The organism is Pseudomonas sp. Tul2A7 (assembly GCF_054790505.1).
Map to the genome: position 1 here is coordinate 1,037,935 of NZ_CP186499.1, position 17,721 is coordinate 1,055,655.

Genomic DNA, 17,721 nt, shown 5'->3' on the forward strand with positions numbered 1-17,721 from the left:
TCAATGGACTCCATGGTGATGTGGGGCAGGCGCGCGGCGCGCATTGCCGGTATCCGGGTGCAGCAGGCGCTGGGTGCGCGGGTATTCGCCGTGTTTACTGATGAAATTCAGCAGCTCGACGTAGGTCTTGCTGCTCTGGCGCAGCGCCGCTTCACGCAATGCCAGGCGCTGACGTTCGTCCTGCATGGTCTGCAACAGCCGTTGATGGATGGCGCAGAGGTATTCGGCGCTCTCCTCAGGCTGATTCAGGCGCAGGTGCAAGTCCGCCAGGTTGTGATGGGAGATGACGCAGGCCGCCACCGCTTCGTCGGCATCCGCCCAGCGTTCGAACAACACTTGCGCCAGGGCCAGGGCCTGCAGGTAAGCCTCACGGGCGTCGATCAGTTCGCCGAGCATGAAGCAGCGATTGGCCCGTTCGATCGTGCGTTTCCAGTGCTCCATGGTGAGCCTCCAAAGCGGTTGCGGGGTTTACACGCCGCCGGCGGTGAGTTTCTCGGGATTGAGCAACTCTTCCAGTTGGCTGCGCGACAGGTCGGTATGTTCGAGGGCGACGTCGATCACCGCGCGACCTTCCTTGTAGGCCTGCTTGGCGATTTCGGCGGCTTTCTGGTAACCGATGATCGGGTTGAGCGCGGTGACCAGAATCGGATTGCGCGACAGCGCTTCTTTCAAGCGCGATTCGTTGACCTTGAAGCTGGCGATGGCTTTGTCGCCGAGCAGGCGGCTGGAGTTGGCCAGCAGTTCGATGCTGCTCAACAGGTTCTGCGCGATGATCGGCAGCATCACGTTGAGTTCGAAGTTGCCCGACTGGCCGGCGATGGTGATCACCGAATCGTTGCCGATCACTTGCGCAGCGACCATGGCGGAGGCTTCGGGGATCACCGGATTGACTTTGCCCGGCATGATCGACGAACCCGGCTGCAAAGCTTCGAGTTCGATTTCGCCGAGGCCGGCGAGCGGGCCGGAGTTCATCCAGCGCAGGTCGTTGGCGATTTTCATCAGCGACACGGCGGTGGCTTTGAGCTGGCCGGAGACGGCGACGGCAGTGTCCTGCGAGCCGATCAGCGCGAACAGATCCTTGCCCGGGGTGAACTGCACTTCGGTCAGTTGGCTCAACTGACGGCTGAAACGTGCGGCGAACTCAGGATGCGCGTTGATCCCGGTGCCGACCGCCGTGCCGCCCTGCGCCAGCGCTTGCAGGCTCGGCAGCAAATCCTGCAGGTGGCCGATGTTGGCCTTGAGCTGCTGCGCCCAGCCATTGAGCACCTGGCTCATGCGCACCGGCATCGCGTCCATCAAATGCGTGCGGCCGGTTTTGACGTGGTGATGCACCTGCCCGGCTTTTTGCTCGATCACCTGCACCAAATGCAGCAGCGCCGGCAGCAGTTGTTCGTGCAGGGCCAGCGCAGCGCTGACGTGGATGGTGGTCGGGATGATGTCGTTGCTGCTCTGGCCACAGTTGACGTGATCGTTGGCGTTGACCGGCTCACCGAGCAGGCGACTGGCGAGGGTGGCGATCACTTCGTTGGCGTTCATGTTGGAGCTGGTGCCGGAGCCGGTCTGGAAGATGTCCACCGGGAAATGCTGCATAAAATCACCTTCGAGCAAACCTTGTGCAGCGTCGCTGATGGCTTTGCCCTGAGCGGCAGTGATCTGGTTGAGTTCGACGTTGGCGCGGGCTGCGGCGGCTTTGGCGAAGATCAGCGCGCGGATGAATTGCGTCGGCATCGGTTTGCCGCTGATCGGGAAGTTATCCACTGCGCGCTGGGTTTGCGCGCCGTAGAGAGCGTCCACCGGCACCTGCAGTTCGCCCATGCTGTCGCGCTCAATACGTGTCTTGGTCATCTGAAAATCCTTGCACCAGTTCAATAAGAGGAATCGAGGGAAGCAGTTCGCAAGTGGCGAGCTGCCAGGTGTAGCGTTGCCAGCGCTTTAACCGGCATTTGCACAAAGAGAGGCGCTCCATTTCACGCAACGGGCGCCAGGCTTGATCGAGACAGAGACTGCGCCAGTGCCACGGCAAGGCGATGTCGGTGGCCGTGTCGAGCAGCAAACGGAAGGAAGTTTCAGCGATGGTCCAGGGAGAAGTTGCCGTACAACAGGCCAGATACCGGCCTTCGGCCAGATAGTGTTCGATCAGGCGCGGCTCGTCGGGATCCATCGCGCAACGGATCTGGCGACTCATCCAGCGCCAGCTTTCGAGGTACGGCTGCTCGTGCAAGGCAGAACTCATGATCCGGGGCTCATCCGATAATGAGATTTATTATTAGATGATAATGAGAACCAAAACAAGAGTGCCAAGCACTGCAGATTTCAGGTGGGAGCGAGCCTGCTCGCGAAGGCGTCGTGTCAGTCACCATGACGGTCGGCAGTAAAATCGCTTTCGCGAGCAGGCTCGCTCCCACATGGGTTTCGTGGGAAGCCAATAAAAAAGGCGCGCCACCCCATTGGGTGGCGCGCCTTTTAAGTTTTGACGAATGGGGTTTAGCTGCCCGCGACGGTCATCCGTTCGATCAACACCGAACCTGTGCGAATGTTGCTACGCAGTTCCAGGTCATTACCCACGGCAACGATCTGCTTGAACATGTCGCGCATGTTGCCGGCGATGGTGACTTCCTGCACCGCGAACTGGATTTCGCCGTTCTCGACCCAGAAACCCGCCGCCCCGCGTGAATAGTCGCCGGTGACCATGTTCAAGCCGTGGCCCATCAATTCGGTGACCAGCAAGCCACGGCCCATGCGCTTCAACAGTGCGGCCTGATCCTCATCGCCATGAGTGACGAACAGGTTGTGCACGCCACCCGCGTTAGCAGTGCTCGGCATGCCTAGTTTGCGCCCGGAGTAAGTGCCGAGAATGTACGAGACCAATTCGCCCTTTTCGACGAACGGTTTGGCATACGTCGCCAGCCCATCACCGTCGTACGAAGCACTGCCCATTGCGCGCATCAGGTGCGGACGCTCATCGATCGTCAGCCATTCCGGGAACAATTTTTGCCCCAGAGTGCCTTCAAGGAACGACGATTTGCGATACAGACTGCCGCCGGACACTGCGGAAAGAAAACTGCCGAACAGGCCACCGGCCAGTTCGGCAGAAAACAGCACTGGCACTTCGCAGGTCGGCACCGGCCGCGCACCCAGGCGACTCGCGGCTCGTTGCGCAGCACGCTTACCGATGCTGACCGGATCGGCGAGCAATTCGCCCTGACGGCTCACGTCGTACCAGTAATCGCGCTGCATCTGGCCGTCGGCCTCGGCGATCATCACGCAACTCAAGCTGTGCCGGGTCGAGGCATAGCCACCGATGAAACCGTGACTGTTGCCGTACACACGGCAGCCCTGATGAGTGCTGAGGGTGGTGCCGTCAGCGTTCTTGATCCGCGCATCGGCGTCGAATGCCGCTGCTTCACAGAGCAAGGCCTTCTCGATGGCTTGCTCCGGCGTGATGTCCCACTCGTGGAACAGATCGAAATCGTGCTGTTCCTTGGCCATCAACGCCGCATCGGCCAGACCCGAGGCCTCGTCTTCGGAGGTGTGTTTGGCGATAGCCAGTGCCGCCGCGACGGTTTCGCGAATGGCGTCCGGTCCGGTGGCAGAGGTGCTGGCCGAGCCTTTGCGCTGGCCCACATACAACGTGATGCCAAAACCCTGATCGCGGTTGAACTCGACCGTTTCGACTTCGCGCTGACGCACCGAAGTCGACAGGCCCTGCTCCAGCGACACGGCTACTTCGCAGGCGCTGGCGCCCTGACGCTTGGCTTCGGCGATGATCTGCTCGACCTGTTCCTGCAGTGCCGGCAATGCCTGCGGGCCGACGCTTTGAACTGCACTCATGCTCATCTCCACTCAAATTCTGCTTTCGGCTGGGGCCATCGAGCGACCGGGCCGGACAAGCGGCCCCCGACTGGTTATCATGGCGGCGTTTCTTTGCGGACTGCCACCATGGTTGATTCTTACGACGACTCCCTCGATACGGGAGAAAAAAGCAAATCTCAGGTCAAACGCGAGCTGCATGCTCTGGTTGACCTCGGCGAGCGCCTGACAACACTCAAGCCTGACTTGATCGCAAAACTGCCACTGACCGACGCCATGCGCCGGGCTTTGGCCGATGCGCCCAAGCACACCGCGAACATCGCGCGTAAACGGCACCTGCAGTTCATCGGCAAACTGATGCGCGATCAGGACACTGACGCGATTCTGACCTTGCTCGATCAACTTGATGCCTCCACTCGCCAGTACAACGAGCGTTTCCACAATCTCGAACGCTGGCGTGATCGCCTGATCGCGGGCGACGATGCCGTGCTGGAAAAATTCGTCGTCGAGTACCCGGACGCCGATCGCCAGCAATTGCGTTCCCTGATCCGTCAGGCTCAGCACGAGGTTGCGCAAAACAAACCTCCTGCTTCCAGCCGCAAGATCTTCAAGTACATCCGTGAGCTGGACGAGACTCAACGCGGTCTGCGTTGATATTCGACCCTGTAGGAGCTGCCGCAGGCTGCGATCTTTTGATCTTAAGAGCAAAGATCGCAGCCTGCGGCAGCTCCTACACACGTTTATTTATGCGCCCGTGCCACCCACGGTGATCGCATCGATCTTCAACGTCGGCTGACCCACGCCTACCGGCACCGATTGCCCATCCTTGCCGCACGTGCCCACACCGCTGTCCAGCGCCAGATCGTTACCGACCATCGACACCCGGCTCATCGCCTCGGGGCCGTTGCCGATCAACGTCGCGCCTTTGACCGGCGCAGTGATCTTGCCGTCTTCGATCAGGTACGCCTCGCTGGTGGAGAACACGAACTTGCCGCTGGTGATATCGACCTGACCGCCGCCGAGGTTGGCGCAGTAGATGCCCTTCTTCACCGAAGCAATGATTTCCGCCGGATCGCTTTCGCCGCCGAGCATGTAGGTGTTGGTCATTCGCGGCATCGGCAGGTGTGCGTAGGACTCACGACGACCGTTGCCGGTACGGGCCACGCCCATCAGGCGCGCGTTGAGTTTGTCTTGCATGTAGCCCTTGAGTACGCCGTTTTCGATCAGCGTGGTGCACTCGGTCGGCGTGCCCTCGTCGTCGACGCTGAGCGAACCGCGACGGCCGCTCAAGGTACCGTCATCGACAATCGTGCAGAGCTTCGAGGCAACCATTTCACCCATACGACCGCTGTACGCCGAGCTGCCCTTGCGGTTGAAATCGCCTTCGAGACCGTGGCCGACAGCTTCGTGCAACAGCACACCGGACCAGCCCGAACCCAACACCACCGGCAACGTACCGGCCGGTGCCGGAATCGCTTCCAGATTCACCAGCGCCTGACGCAGCGCCTCGCGGGCATAGCCCATGGCGCGGTCTTCGGCGAGGAAATAACGGTAGTCGGTACGCCCGCCGCCGCCATGACCGCCGCGCTCGCGACGGCCATTCTGCTCAACGATCACACTGACGTTGAAGCGCACCAGCGGGCGCACATCCGCCGCCAGCCCGCCGTCGGTGGACGCCACCAGAATGCGCTCCCAGACCCCGGCCATGCTCACGCTGACCTGCTGGATACGCGGGTCGAGCGCGCGCGTAGCCACATCAATGCGCTTGAGCAGCTCGACTTTCTCGGCGCGGCTCAGCACTTCCAGCGGGTTGTCCGGCGCATACAGTTGCGCGACGTCTTGAGTGGTGAACGCCTGCACCGTGCCGTTCTGCCCGGCGCGGGAGATCGAACGCGCGGCACGGGCCGCTGCGCCGAGCGCTTCGAGGGTGATCGCGTTGCTGTAGGCGAAACCGGTTTTCTCACCGGACTGCGCCCGCACGCCGACACCCTGGTCGAGGTTGAAGCTGCCTTCCTTGACGATGCCGTCTTCCAGCGCCCACGACTCGGAAATCTGCCCTTGGAAATACAGGTCGGCCGCATCGATGCCAGGACCGGCCAGATCACCGAGCACGCCTTGCAGGCTCTCGATCGTCACGCCGCCGGGCGCCAACAGGTGATCACTGACTGAGGACAACAACTCGCTCATAGGTTTACGCCTTAAATTCGTGTTCTGAAGCAGGCCGCTGTGCGCCCTGCGAGAAAAACCGCCGATGACTCGTCACCGGCATTCGCGCCCTGATGGACGCTTGTTCAATACTGTCGCGTTCGGCCAACAACACCGCTTCGCCTTGATCCTGACTCGCCAGCACACGGCCCCACGGGTCGATGATCGCCGCGTGGCCAAAGGTTTCCCGCGGTCCCGGATGGGTTCCGCCTTGCGCTGCGGCCAGTACATAACACTGTGTCTCGATGGCCCGCGCACGGATCAAGACATCCCAGTGCGCTGCGCCGGTCACCGCAGTAAAGGCCGACGGTGCGGTAATCAACTCGGCACCGGCAGCACGCAATTCGCTGTACAACTCGGGAAAGCGCAAGTCATAACACACGGTCAGACCGAGCTTGCCCACCGGTGTGTCGGCAACCACGACGCCACTGCCATAAGCATAGTCATCGGATTCGCGATAACGGCCGCGATTGTCCGCTACATCTACGTCGAACAGATGCAACTTGTCATAGCGTGCAACGGTTTCGCCCTGATCATCGACCAGCAACGAGCAGGCATTGGCCTTGGCCGTCGGTTGATCAACCGGCGGCAACGGTAAAGTGCCAGCCACTATCCATAACTTGAGGTCGCGAGCGGTCTGTTTCAACCATGGCAGGATCGGTCCTTCGCCCATTGCTTCGGCGCGGCCGATGTCAGCGATGTCGCGACGGCCCATGGCGGCGAAGTTTTCCGGCAGCACCGCCAGCTTCGCGCCGCCGGCCGCTGCCTGTTCGAGCAGGCGCCGCGCCTGAGCCAGATTGGCCAGCACGTCGCTCTGGCTGACCATTTGAATCACCGCTAAAGACATGGCGAACTCCGCAAGAGGTATGCGGCCATGCTACTCCATCGGTTCAGGGGCTGACTGTTCAAAAAGGCTTGTCGAAGGTGATTTTCGGCTCTTTCCATGGGCCTTTGACGGTGTATTTCACACTGGCAAAGCGCGCCACCCGGTCGCCGATCAGCTTGTCGATGAGGAACAACGCGCCGCCAACCGCCGGTGCGCCGACGATCAGCGCCGCAATCGGCAGGTTGTTGGTCACCGGCAACGTCACCAGCAACTTGGCGTCGACCTTGTCGCCGACCAGATCCAGCGTGCCGTCGAGTTCAAGATTGCTCGAAGGGCCGGTCAGACGGATCGGTTCGCGGGTCACGTAGACACCGTTGGTAGCGACCAGCAAACCTTTGACCCGGTCATAGCTCAAGCCTTTGCCGAACAGATCGGAGAAGTCCAGACGCAAACGGCGGCCGATGGAGTTGAAGTTAAGCAGACCGAACACTCGCAACGCCTGCGCGCCGCCCTCCACTTCAACAAACTGGCCTTTGTTCAGCGATGCGTCGAGGGTGCCGGAGAAGCGCTTGGTCGCCAGCCATGCCGGTGAGCCCGGCCAGCGGCCATCGACGTCCATGTGGAATTCTTCGCTGGTCACGCTCGGGGCAAAGCCCCAGCCCTTGAGGACGTCCGCGAGGTTCTTGCCACCAATGCGCCCCTTATACCAACTGGTGGTCGCGCCCGGCGGCCCTTCCCAGCCACCGTTACCCTGCAACAGGATGCCTTTGAGGCCCATGTCGAGATTGTTCAGGGCAATGCCTTTGGCAGTCGGCCGAACCTTCAACGACCAGCCACCGACCAGATCCGGCCCCAGAAACAGCTGATTGACGGTGATATCCAGTGCCGGAATTTTCGTCGGGTCGACCGATACCAAAGGGTCTGGCGAATTTTCGTCAGCCTGTACCGTCGGGTCCGGCGCCGGCAGTTTCACGTATTGCAGATTGACGGCAATCGGCACGCCCTTGGCGTCAGGAAGACTTGCCGACCCTTTCGCCTGCTGGCTGTCGAGGGCCAGGTTCCACGCGCCGGGCTTGCGATTGACCTGAACCGACGCCTGATCCAGCGTGGTCCCGAATGCCGTGAGTTTGCCAACCTTGAAATCAGCACTGTTGAGCAACTGCTTGGCGCTGCCGCCCGGATCCTGCCCGGCGTATTTGTTGGCCAGGTCCTGCCACGGCGCGACGTCCAGTTCCGAGAGCACCCCGCGAATCCGCAGGCCTTTGGCGCCCGGCAGCACCGCTTCGCCGGCACCGAGGAACAACTCGCCACGGCCCTCGGCAAAATTGCTCGGCGGCGCGGCAAAGGTGAAATTGGCCAGTTGGTCGTAATTGACCCAGTAACGCCGCTCCTGCCCCTGCAAGGTCATGCGGAACACCGTATCGCGCCCGACATCCGCCGCCATGCCGAACGGCGCGGGCAAGTCCACCGCCACACCTTTCATGCTTGAGCTGACCAGCAACTGGCTGTCGGCGCCGTCCAGATTCAATTGCAATTGATAGGGAATGGTTCCGGAAACCGGCAATGGTTGTGTCACGCCCAGCCAGTCGGTGAGTTTCTTCACTTCGACCTGCCCGGATGCCGCCACCCGAGTCCTGAGTTTGCCGGGGCTGCCATCGGCGAAGATCTGCGCAGTCACCGCTTTGTCGAACGCGCGCGCCGCAATGTTCTGCCCGCTGAGTCCTTTGGCGCTGTCAAAGCGGAAATCGCCTTTGAGCTGAGTCAGCTCCAGTTTCGGCTCAGCCAGTTTCAGCCGGGCATTGGCGGTTTTGAAGTCGACGAGGATTTTCGGCTGGTCGCCGCCCTTGTCCAACGGGATATCGAGCTTGAGCTTGCCTTGCAGATCACCCGCGCCTTCCCAACCGGCAAAGGTCTCACCGGTACCGATCGGTGCGTCCTGAAGGATTTTCAGGCCATCACCGAGGCCACCGGCAAACGCGCCATCGAGATACATGTGCGTGTGTTGCCCGGCCGGTACGTGGGGAATATTGACGAAGACATCGCTGACCTGAGTGTCGAGCAACTGACCTTTATTGGCCCAGATCCGTACGCCACTGTCTTCGATGAACACGTCACCACTGACCTTGCTCACGTGCGGCCAGCCCGGCTGGAACGCCAGTTCGGCATCGTGCACTTTGAAGAACAGGCTGATGCTGCGGTCGGCCTCACCGGCATTCTTGCTCAGCGAGCCCTGATACTGGAAGAAACCCTGATCGACTGCGCCTTTGAGGATGGCCGTACGCAGCCACTCGTCGAGCGCCGGACTCAAGACTTCGGGCAGGTATTTGGCGGTGTAGCGACCGTCGCCCTCGACCAGACCGACACGCAGGTCCATGTAGTCTTCCTGACTATGGTCGAAATGCAGGCGAATCAGGAAGTCACCGGCAATCTTGCCCTCCTCGCCAAGCACCTTCAGGTATGGAGCGATCAGGGTGAAGCCGTCTTTATCGAGCTTCCAGGTCAGGCGTGCGTTGGCCTGAATGTACTGCCATGGCTTGGCGAAAATAGGGTCGAGGTGCAGGACAAAATCCTTGCTGTCCATGCGCAACTCGCCACCGTCGAGGTTGCCGCTGAGGCTGCCACTGACGTTCCGAGCCGCCGGCGCGCCGTGGTAGGCATCGAAACCGACGTTATCCAGATTGGTGGCGAAACTGAATTTGTTGCCGTCGGTGGCATTGGGGCGGAAATCCAGCAGCACGTTACGCAGGCCACCGGTGACTTTCAGATGATCAACGGCCGTGGCGAAACCTTGCGGTAACGGCCCCAAGGCATTGAGCAGTGGAGTGATCGGGGTCAGATCGAGACGATCCGCCTGCAAGTGCCAGAGTTCTTCGACCTTGTCGGTCGCGCGCGTCTGCTTCACCTGTACATGTGACTCCCAGCGGTTTTCGCCGAAATTCATCGCCAGTGAATCGAGGGTAACGGTCGCGCCCTCATCACTGTTCTCGTAGTAGGCGTTAAGCGCCAGATTATTGATCTGGATCGGCTTGCGATCGGCGTAGGCGCCGGTCAGTTGTGGTGCATTCAAGCGTAACGCGGCACTTTGCAGCGTGCCCTTGGCCCAATTGACCCAGAGTTCGCCGCCGGCCTTGATCTCGGAGAAATTCCACTGTTGGGTAAGACGCTCCGGCAGCCACTTCGACCAGTCGCTTTGCGGCAGGCTGGCGTAACCGTCCACCACACTGTCCTGCCATTGCTCGGGGCGAATCCGCGTGCGCAGGCTCAGTGCAACGGGCTGGCCATCCGGCAACGTCAAACGGGCATCGAGGCGCTGACGGCTGGCGCCGGTTTTCAGATTGAGGCCGACATAGGTGAGCGTCAGTGGCGCGTGATCGAGGGGCTGCAAGGTCACCTGACTGTCGAGTACCGACAGTTGCTGAATCATTTGCGAGCGATTGAACAATTGCTGCGGATCGAGCGGCTGATCATTCTGCACCGGCAGACCTTCCAACGCCCAAGTGCCGTCCCCGGCTTCCTTGAGGCTGATTTTCAGACCGTTGAGTTCCAAGTGGGCAATGCGCACTTCGCGCGCCAACAGGCTGGCCCACAAATCCGGTACCGCGCGCACCCGATCCAGACGCAAGGCATTGGCGCCACTGCCGACCATCACGTCGTGGGCCAGCAGGATCGGGGCAAAACCGCTCCAGTTGCCTTCCAGTTCGCCGATCTGCAACGGCATGCCGAGGGCGGCACTGGCTTTGTCTTCGATGTCGGCGCGGTACTCAGCCACCAGCGGGGTCAGTTCGCGGCCGAGACTGACATACAACGCCATCAACACCAGAACTAACGCGCACAGGCCCAGCCCCCAGCGGGTGAGTGCGGCCAAAATGCGTGTCAGACGCTCCATGTCAGTCGGCTCCCATGGCAAAAATACTGCGAAAAGCTGAGGCCAGCCGCGGTGGAATAAAAGTGATGCAGGGGATCAGAGCAACACCACGTCATATTGTTCCTGGGAATACATGGTTTCCACCTGGAAGCGTATGGTGCGACCAATGAAACCTTCAAGCTCGGCGACGTTACCCGACTCTTCATCGAGCAAGCGGTCGACCACTTTCTGGTTCGCCAGCACCCGATAACCCTCGGCCTGATAAGCCCGGGCTTCACGGAGGATCTCGCGGAAAATCTCGTAACAGATGGTTTCCGCGGTTTTCAGTTTGCCGCGGCCCTGGCAACTGCTGCACGGTTCGCACAGCACTTGCTCGAGACTTTCGCGGGTACGCTTGCGGGTCATCTGCACCAGGCCCAACTCAGTGATGCCGATGATGTTGGTCTTGGCGTGATCGCGCTCCAGTTGTTTTTCCAGGGTGCGCAGCACTTGGCGCTGATGCTCTTCGTCTTCCATGTCGATGAAGTCGATGATGATGATCCCGCCAAGGTTGCGCAGGCGCATCTGCCGGGCGATCGCGGTGGCCGCTTCGAGATTGGTCTTGAAGATGGTTTCTTCGAGGTTGCGATGGCCGACGAACGCGCCCGTATTCACATCGATCGTGGTCATGGCTTCCGCCGGATCCACCACCAGATAACCGCCGGATTTCAGCGGTACCTTGCGCTCGAGGGCTTTCTGGATTTCGTCTTCGACGCCGTACAGGTCAAAAATCGGTCGTTCACCCGGGTAATGCTCCAGACGGTCGGCGATTTCCGGCATCAGTTCGGCGACGAACTGTGTGGTTTTCTGAAAGGTTTCCCGGGAATCGATGCGGATCTTCTCGATCTTCGGGTTGACCAGATCACGCAGCGTACGCAACGCCAGACCGAGGTCTTCGTAAATCACGCTAGGCGCGGAGATGGTTTTGATCTGCTCGTTGATCTGATCCCACAGGCGTCGCAGGTAACGGATGTCCATAAGGATTTCATCGGCGCCAGCGCCTTCGGCGGCGGTGCGCAGAATGAAACCGCCGGCCTCCTTGATGCCTTCTTTGGCCACGCAATCGCTGACCACCTGCTTGAGGCGTTCGCGCTCGGCTTCGTCTTCAATTTTCAAGGAGATGCCGACGTGGGCGGTGCGCGGCATGTACACCAGATAGCGCGACGGAATCGACAGCTGCGTGGTCAACCGTGCGCCTTTCGACCCGATCGGATCCTTGGTGACTTGCACGACAAGGCTTTGGCCTTCATGCACCAGCGCGCTGATGCTTTCCACCGCAGGGCCTTCACGCAGAGAAATTTCGGCAGCATGAATGAACGCGGCGCGGTCCAGGCCGATGTCGACGAATGCCGCCTGCATCCCCGGCAGTACCCGGACGATCTTGCCTTTATAGATGTTGCCGACGATCCCGCGCTTTTGCGTGCGCTCAACATGGACTTCTTGCAGCACACCGTTTTCGACCACCGCCACGCGCGACTCCATCGGCGTGATGTTGATCAGAATCTCTTCACTCATGGCAGGATCTCGTTCAGGCATGTTCACGATAATGGCCGCATCTGGATTCGTACGACGCTTATTGCGCGTTCAGGTTTTGCCAACAGGGTATGCCGAAATGGCTTAACAGTTCTGCGGTTTCGCAAACTGGCAGTCCGACCACCGCCGAGTAACTGCCGTTGAGCCCGGCGACAAACACCGCGCCGAGCCCCTGAATGCCATAACCGCCGGCCTTGTCCCGCGGCTCGCCGCTGGCCCAATAGGCAGCAGCTTCTGCACCGCTGATCGGACGGAACCGCACCAGGCTGCGCACCACCCGCGATTCGCAGCGCTCGTCTTCAAGCACGGCAATGGCGGTCAGCACTTCATGTTCCTTGCCGGACAACATCATCAGCATGGCGCATGCATCGGCTTCGTCCACCGGTTTGCCAAGAATTTTGCCGTCCAGCACCACAGCGGTGTCGGCACCCAGCACGCAGCACGGCTGAGCGGACACGACTGTACGGCGCCCCGCCTCGGCCTTGCCACGCGCGAGGCGCTCGACATAGGCCGACGGCGATTCTTCGGGTAACGGGGTTTCGTCGATATCCGCACTGATGGCGGAGAACGGAACGCCGATCTGCGTGAGCAATTCACGGCGACGCGGCGATCCGGAGGCGAGGTAAAGCGGCTTCATCAAAACATCTCCCTGTTCAGTGCCCTGCTTCACCGGCTCAATTGATTTTGTAGCGGCGGCGCAATCCACGCAGGGCGAAGCTGACCCAGGGCCAGAGCAAGGCGCTGACCAGCGCCGGCAGTACCAGCGCCAGAGTCGGCTGGCGGTTGCCAGTCAGGGCGCTGAGCCACAATTGCACCAGTTGCGCGAGGCCAAAGATCACCAGGATCACCAGACACTGCTGCCACATCGGGAACATCCGCAAGCGCTGCTGCAATGACAGCACCAGGAACGTAATCAGCGAGAGGATGAGCGCGTTTTGCCCAAACAGATCGCCTTGCAATACGTCTTCGGCCAACCCCAGACAGAACGCCGTGACCATGCCGACCGTCTGCGGCATGTACAGCGCCCAGAACGTCAGTAGCAAGGCCAGCCACAGCGGGCGAAGGATTTCCATGAAGATCGGCAACGGTGACACGCTGAGCAACAGGCCGATCAAAAATGTCAGCCAGACCATCCAGCCATTCCGAGAAGCTTTCACACCGACCATTATTCTCGTCCCCTGGTGGTGACTGGCGCCGTGACCGGTGGTTTGGCGGGTGGTTTGCCGGCGGCTGGCGAAGAGGCCGGGGGCTTCGCCGCAGCCGGTACAGTCGCTGGCGGTTTGCTTGCACCCGGTTTGACCGCCGTCGCGGCGGGCGCTGTGGTTGCTGGCGCCTGTTCGGGAGTCGAAGGGGCGGCAGGCACCGGCATGACCAGAGGTTTCGAAACGTTGGCAGGCATCATCGGACCGCCGCCATGGGCATCCAGAATTTCCTGAGCCTGCGCAGCGTCGTTGGCGCGTTCCTCAGCCGTACGTGAGTCACTGAACACCAGCAGCAAGTAGCGACTGCGGTTCAGCGCAGCGGTCGGTACCGCGCGAACGATCGCAAATGGCTGGCCAGAGTCATGGATCACTTCCTTGACCGTCGCCACCGGATAACCCGCCGGGAAACGCTGTCCGAGACCGGAGCTGACCAGCAGATCGCCTTCCTTGATATCCGCCGTGTCGGCGACATGCCGCAATTCCAGGCGCTCCGGGTTGCCGGTACCGCTGGCAATCGCCCGTAGTCCGTTACGGTTCACCTGCACAGGAATGCTGTGGGTGGTGTCGGTCAACAGCAATACACGCGAGGTGTACGGCATCAACTCGACCACTTGCCCCATCAGACCGCGAGCATCGAGCACCGGCTGACCGAGCACCACGCCGTCGCGCTCACCTTTATTGATGATGATTCGATGGGTGAAGGGATTGGGATCCATGCCGATCAGCTCGGCCACTTCGACCTTCTCATTGACCAGCGCGGAAGAGTTGAGCAACTCGCGCAATCGAACGTTCTGCTCCGTCAGGGCGGCCAATTTCTGCATACGCCCTTGATAAAGCAGGTTTTCGGTCTTGAGCTTTTCGTTTTCGGCGATGAGCTCGGTGCGACTGCCGAACTGGCTGGCAATCCCTTCCCACAGCCGTCCGGGCAGGTCAGTGATCCAGTAGGCATCCATCAGCACCAGCGACGCTTGTTTGCGTGCAGGCTTGAGCAGGTCGAAGCGGGCATCGACCACCATCAACGCGACCGATAGCACGGCCAGCACCAACAGGCGCACACCCAACGAAGGGCCTTTGGCGAAAAGCGGTTTAATAAGCCGCTCCTCCCAGGCAAATGTTCTGTTTATTCATACGGCATCAAACCGGCCTGGATGAAGACTGACAGAAGATAAACGCCAACAGGCAGCACTGCAAAGTGCTGCCTGCGCGCTCACCCACGTATTGCACCCGGCGACTTATTCGCTCGAGAGCAGATCCATGGTGTGCTTATCCATCATTTCCAATGCACGGCCACCGCCGCGAGCAACACAGGTCAGCGGATCTTCGGCAACGATCACTGGAAGACCGGTTTCCTGGGCCAGCAACTTGTCGAGGTCACGCAGCAATGCGCCACCACCGGTCAGCACCAGGCCACGCTCGGCGATGTCGGAAGCCAGTTCCGGCGGCGATTGCTCCAGCGCGCTTTTCACAGCCTGAACGATGGTCGCCAGAGACTCTTGCAGAGCTTCCAGTACTTCGTTGGAGTTCAGGGTGAATGCGCGTGGAACGCCTTCGGCCAGGTTGCGACCGCGAACGTCGACTTCGCGAACTTCGCCGCCCGGGTAGGCCGTACCGATTTCCTGTTTGATGCGCTCAGCGGTGGACTCACCGATCAGGCTGCCGTAGTTACGGCGCACGTAGGTGATGATCGCTTCGTCGAAGCGGTCGCCGCCAACGCGGACGGATTCGGCATAGACCACACCGTTCAGGGAGATCAGTGCGATTTCAGTGGTACCACCACCGATATCCACGACCATCGAACCGCGCGCTTCTTCGACCGGCAGGCCGGCACCGATCGCAGCAGCCATTGGCTCTTCGATCAGGAACACTTCACGCGCACCGGCACCGAGGGCCGATTCACGGATGGCACGACGTTCAACCTGGGTGGATTTGCATGGAACGCAGATCAGCACACGAGGGCTAGGCTGCAGAAAGCTGTTTTCGTGAACCTTGTTAATAAAGTATTGCAGCATCTTTTCGCAGACGCTGAAGTCGGCGATAACGCCGTCCTTCATCGGACGAATGGCAGCAATGTTGCCCGGCGTACGGCCGAGCATGCGCTTGGCCTCGGTGCCGACAGCAACGACACTTTTCTGGTTACCGTGTGTCCGAATGGCCACAACCGATGGCTCATTCAGGACGATACCGCGCTCGCGCACGTAAATAAGGGTGTTGGCAGTGCCCAGGTCAATGGAAAGATCGCTGGAAAACATGCCACGCAGTTTCTTGAACATGGGAAAGGGACCCTAGGCAACGCGTGGGTAAAAAAGTGCGGCAAACTCTAACAACGACAGGGATTTTGGGCAAGGCGCCAATATGTTAAATTGGCCGCTTTTCTGTGCACCAAGCCCCACAATCGCGGCCTTATGACCGTAGAAGTGCGGTAGTGTTCCGACAATCTAACACACGGACGCCGTCCGTTCTGTTTTCCACAGGAGAATCCCGATGGCGCTAGAACGCTCCGACGTGGAAAAAATCGCTCATCTGGCCTGCCTTGGCCTCAATGATGCCGATCTTCCACACATTACTTCCGCTCTCAACAGCATTCTCGGTCTGGTCGACGAAATGCAGGCTGTTAATACCGACGGAATCGAGCCTCTGGCCCACCCGCTGGAAGCCAGTCAGCGCCTGCGCGCCGACGTTGTGACCGAGACCAATCACCGCGAGGCCTACCAGTCCATCGCACCAGCGGTCGAAAACGGCCTGTATCTGGTTCCGAAAGTCATCGACTAAAGGGAAAGAGCCTGCAATGCATCAAATGACTCTGGCCGAGATCGCCCGCGGTCTCGCCGATAAAAAGTTTTCCTCCGAAGAGCTGACCAAAGTCCTGCTGGCGCGCATTACCCAGCTCGATCCGCAGCTCAACAGTTTCATCAGCCTCACCGAAGCGCTGGCCCTCGAGCAGGCGAAAGCCGCCGATGCCCGCCGCGCCAACGGTGAGAGCGGCGCCCTGCTCGGCGCGCCGATCGCTCACAAGGACCTGTTCTGCACCCAGGGCATTCGCACCAGCTGCGGCTCGAAGATGCTCGACAACTTCAAAGCCCCGTACGACGCCACCGTGGTCGCGAAACTGGCGGCTGCCGGCGCTGTGACCCTGGGCAAGACCAACATGGACGAATTCGCCATGGGTTCGGCCAACGAGTCGAGCTGGTACGGCGCGGTGAAAAACCCGTGGAACCTGGAACATGTACCAGGCGGTTCGTCCGGCGGTTCGGCGGCGGCAGTTGCCGCTCGTCTGCTGCCAGCGGCGACGGCCACCGACACTGGCGGTTCGATTCGTCAGCCGGCGGCATTCACCAACCTCACCGGCCTGAAACCGACCTACGGTCGCGTTTCGCGCTGGGGCATGATCGCTTACGCCTCCAGCCTGGATCAGGGCGGCCCGTTGGCGCGCACGGCCGAAGACTGCGCAATTTTGTTGCAAGGTATGGCTGGCTTCGATCAGAACGACTCCACCAGCATCGATGAGCCGGTGCCGGATTACTCCGCCAGCCTCGGCGACTCGCTGCAAGGCCTGCGCATCGGTGTACCGAAGGAATACTTCAGCGCCGGTCTCGACCCGCGCATCGCCGAGCTGATCCAGAACAGCATCAAAGAGCTGCAGAAGCTCGGTGCCGTGATCAAGGAAATCAGCCTGCCGAACATGCAGCACGCGATCCCTGCGTACTACGTGATCGCGCCGGCAGAAGCGTCTTCCAACCTGTCGCGCTTCGACGGCGTGCGTTTCGGCCATCGCTGCGAGCAACCGAAAGACCTGATCGACCTGTACAAACGCTCGCGTGGCGAAGGCTTCGGCCCGGAAGTACAGCGCCGGATTATGGTTGGTGCCTACGCGCTGTCCGCCGGTTACTACGACGCCTACTACCTGAAAGCGCAGAAGATCCGTCGCCTGGTGAAGAACGATTTCATGGCTGCCTTTAATGAAGTCGACATCATCCTCGGCCCGACCACGCCGAACCCGGCCTGGAAGCTTGGCGCCAAGAACAGCGACCCGGTCGCTGCCTATCTGGAAGACGTCTACACCATCACCGCCAATCTCGCGGGCCTGCCGGGCCTGTCAATGCCGGCCGGTTTTGTCGACGGTCTGCCGGTTGGCGTGCAGTTGCTCGCGCCGTATTTCCAGGAAGGCCGTTTGCTCAATGTTGCGCACCAGTATCAGTTGAACACTGACTGGCACACCCGCACCCCAACCGGCTTCTGAGGAG

The 17,721-nt window shown here is 60.5% G+C and carries 15 protein-coding genes; 3 read left to right on the forward strand and 12 right to left on the reverse strand.

Features of this window, described 5'->3' with window-relative positions:
• The 4 genes from ACOYXJ_RS04915 to pmbA all read right to left on the reverse strand — a co-directional run bounded on the left by ACOYXJ_RS04915 (position 1) and on the right by pmbA (position 3,831).
• The gene (locus ACOYXJ_RS04915) at positions 1–441 is read right to left on the reverse strand and encodes a hypothetical protein (RefSeq protein ID WP_460368193.1); all 441 of its coding nucleotides are present in this window, start codon (positions 439–441) and stop codon (positions 1–3) included.
• A 27-nt stretch (positions 442–468) separates the two neighbouring features.
• Positions 469–1,845, reverse strand: coding sequence for a class II fumarate hydratase (locus tag ACOYXJ_RS04920; RefSeq protein ID WP_460368195.1), 1,377 nt, complete (start codon positions 1,843–1,845; stop codon positions 469–471).
• Complete coding sequence (locus tag ACOYXJ_RS04925; protein ID WP_150792341.1) at positions 1,826–2,233, reverse strand: FagA protein; 408 nt, start codon at positions 2,231–2,233, stop codon at positions 1,826–1,828. The genes ACOYXJ_RS04920 and ACOYXJ_RS04925 overlap by 20 nt, the downstream gene beginning before the upstream one ends.
• 251 nt (positions 2,234–2,484) lie before the next feature.
• Positions 2,485–3,831 carry a metalloprotease PmbA gene (pmbA, locus tag ACOYXJ_RS04930; protein WP_102900689.1) on the reverse strand — a complete coding sequence of 449 codons (1,347 nt, stop codon included), beginning with the start codon at positions 3,829–3,831 and terminating at the stop codon, positions 2,485–2,487.
• Between the two features lie 108 nt (positions 3,832–3,939).
• Here pmbA and yjgA point away from each other — a divergent pair, with 108 nt between their 5' ends.
• Positions 3,940–4,464 (forward strand): ribosome biogenesis factor YjgA, encoded by a 525-nt coding sequence (gene yjgA, locus ACOYXJ_RS04935; protein ID WP_007915377.1) that lies wholly within the window; start codon positions 3,940–3,942, stop codon positions 4,462–4,464.
• Positions 4,465–4,554: 90 nt separating this feature from the next.
• On the opposite strand, the gene tldD is transcribed toward yjgA, so the two are convergent.
• The 8 genes from tldD to mreB form a co-directional block, all read right to left on the reverse strand.
• The gene (gene tldD, locus ACOYXJ_RS04940; protein WP_034154473.1) at positions 4,555–5,997 is read right to left on the reverse strand and encodes a metalloprotease TldD; all 1,443 of its coding nucleotides are present in this window, start codon (positions 5,995–5,997) and stop codon (positions 4,555–4,557) included.
• Positions 5,998–6,001: 4 nt separating this feature from the next.
• Positions 6,002–6,862 carry a carbon-nitrogen hydrolase family protein gene (locus ACOYXJ_RS04945; protein WP_460368198.1) on the reverse strand — a complete coding sequence of 287 codons (861 nt, stop codon included), beginning with the start codon at positions 6,860–6,862 and terminating at the stop codon, positions 6,002–6,004.
• A 58-nt stretch (positions 6,863–6,920) separates the two neighbouring features.
• Positions 6,921–10,727 (reverse strand): YhdP family protein, encoded by a 3,807-nt coding sequence (locus tag ACOYXJ_RS04950; RefSeq protein ID WP_460368200.1) that lies wholly within the window; start codon positions 10,725–10,727, stop codon positions 6,921–6,923.
• Positions 10,728–10,802: 75 nt separating this feature from the next.
• The gene (gene rng, locus ACOYXJ_RS04955) at positions 10,803–12,260 is read right to left on the reverse strand and encodes a ribonuclease G (protein ID WP_034154470.1); all 1,458 of its coding nucleotides are present in this window, start codon (positions 12,258–12,260) and stop codon (positions 10,803–10,805) included.
• A 58-nt stretch (positions 12,261–12,318) separates the two neighbouring features.
• A complete protein-coding gene (locus ACOYXJ_RS04960; protein WP_150792337.1) occupies positions 12,319–12,915 on the reverse strand; it encodes a Maf family protein in 597 nt (198 codons plus the stop codon).
• Between the two features lie 37 nt (positions 12,916–12,952).
• A complete protein-coding gene (mreD, locus tag ACOYXJ_RS04965; protein WP_016984171.1) occupies positions 12,953–13,444 on the reverse strand; it encodes a rod shape-determining protein MreD in 492 nt (163 codons plus the stop codon).
• Positions 13,444–14,535: a rod shape-determining protein MreC gene (gene mreC / locus ACOYXJ_RS04970; protein ID WP_460380877.1), complete on the reverse strand. Its 1,092-nt coding sequence runs from the start codon at positions 14,533–14,535 to the stop codon at positions 13,444–13,446. The genes mreD and mreC overlap by 1 nt, the downstream gene beginning before the upstream one ends.
• A gap of 177 nt (positions 14,536–14,712) precedes the next feature.
• Positions 14,713–15,750, reverse strand: a complete 1,038-nt coding sequence (gene mreB, locus ACOYXJ_RS04975; RefSeq protein WP_002555108.1) for a rod shape-determining protein MreB — start codon at positions 15,748–15,750, stop codon at positions 14,713–14,715.
• A 211-nt stretch (positions 15,751–15,961) separates the two neighbouring features.
• Between mreB and gatC the strand changes: the two genes are divergently transcribed.
• The gene (gene gatC, locus ACOYXJ_RS04980) at positions 15,962–16,249 is read left to right on the forward strand and encodes an Asp-tRNA(Asn)/Glu-tRNA(Gln) amidotransferase subunit GatC (protein ID WP_007901429.1); all 288 of its coding nucleotides are present in this window, start codon (positions 15,962–15,964) and stop codon (positions 16,247–16,249) included.
• A gap of 16 nt (positions 16,250–16,265) precedes the next feature.
• Positions 16,266–17,717, forward strand: a complete 1,452-nt coding sequence (gatA, locus tag ACOYXJ_RS04985; RefSeq protein ID WP_102900695.1) for an Asp-tRNA(Asn)/Glu-tRNA(Gln) amidotransferase subunit GatA — start codon at positions 16,266–16,268, stop codon at positions 17,715–17,717.
• Positions 17,718–17,721 lie beyond the last annotated feature (4 nt).

What these genes read in the sequence shown, in the direction of transcription:
- pmbA (WP_102900689.1), bottom strand. Translation starts at nt 3,831, where the DNA reads ATGAGTGCAGTTCAAAGCGTCGGCCCGCAGGCATTGCCGGCACTGCAG.
- ACOYXJ_RS04945 (WP_460368198.1), bottom strand. Translation starts at nt 6,862, where the DNA reads ATGTCTTTAGCGGTGATTCAAATGGTCAGCCAGAGCGACGTGCTGGCC.
- ACOYXJ_RS04960 (WP_150792337.1), bottom strand. Translation starts at nt 12,915, where the DNA reads ATGAAGCCGCTTTACCTCGCCTCCGGATCGCCGCGTCGCCGTGAATTG.
- yjgA (WP_007915377.1), top strand. Translation starts at nt 3,940, where the DNA reads ATGGTTGATTCTTACGACGACTCCCTCGATACGGGAGAAAAAAGCAAA.
- mreD (WP_016984171.1), bottom strand. Translation starts at nt 13,444, where the DNA reads ATGGTCGGTGTGAAAGCTTCTCGGAATGGCTGGATGGTCTGGCTGACA.
- rng (WP_034154470.1), bottom strand. Translation starts at nt 12,260, where the DNA reads ATGAGTGAAGAGATTCTGATCAACATCACGCCGATGGAGTCGCGCGTG.
- gatC (WP_007901429.1), top strand. Translation starts at nt 15,962, where the DNA reads ATGGCGCTAGAACGCTCCGACGTGGAAAAAATCGCTCATCTGGCCTGC.
- mreB (WP_002555108.1), bottom strand. Translation starts at nt 15,750, where the DNA reads ATGTTCAAGAAACTGCGTGGCATGTTTTCCAGCGATCTTTCCATTGAC.
- ACOYXJ_RS04950 (WP_460368200.1), bottom strand. Translation starts at nt 10,727, where the DNA reads ATGGAGCGTCTGACACGCATTTTGGCCGCACTCACCCGCTGGGGGCTG.
- ACOYXJ_RS04925 (WP_150792341.1), bottom strand. Translation starts at nt 2,233, where the DNA reads ATGAGTTCTGCCTTGCACGAGCAGCCGTACCTCGAAAGCTGGCGCTGG.
- gatA (WP_102900695.1), top strand. Translation starts at nt 16,266, where the DNA reads ATGCATCAAATGACTCTGGCCGAGATCGCCCGCGGTCTCGCCGATAAA.
- tldD (WP_034154473.1), bottom strand. Translation starts at nt 5,997, where the DNA reads ATGAGCGAGTTGTTGTCCTCAGTCAGTGATCACCTGTTGGCGCCCGGC.
- ACOYXJ_RS04915 (WP_460368193.1), bottom strand. Translation starts at nt 441, where the DNA reads ATGGAGCACTGGAAACGCACGATCGAACGGGCCAATCGCTGCTTCATG.
- ACOYXJ_RS04920 (WP_460368195.1), bottom strand. Translation starts at nt 1,845, where the DNA reads ATGACCAAGACACGTATTGAGCGCGACAGCATGGGCGAACTGCAGGTG.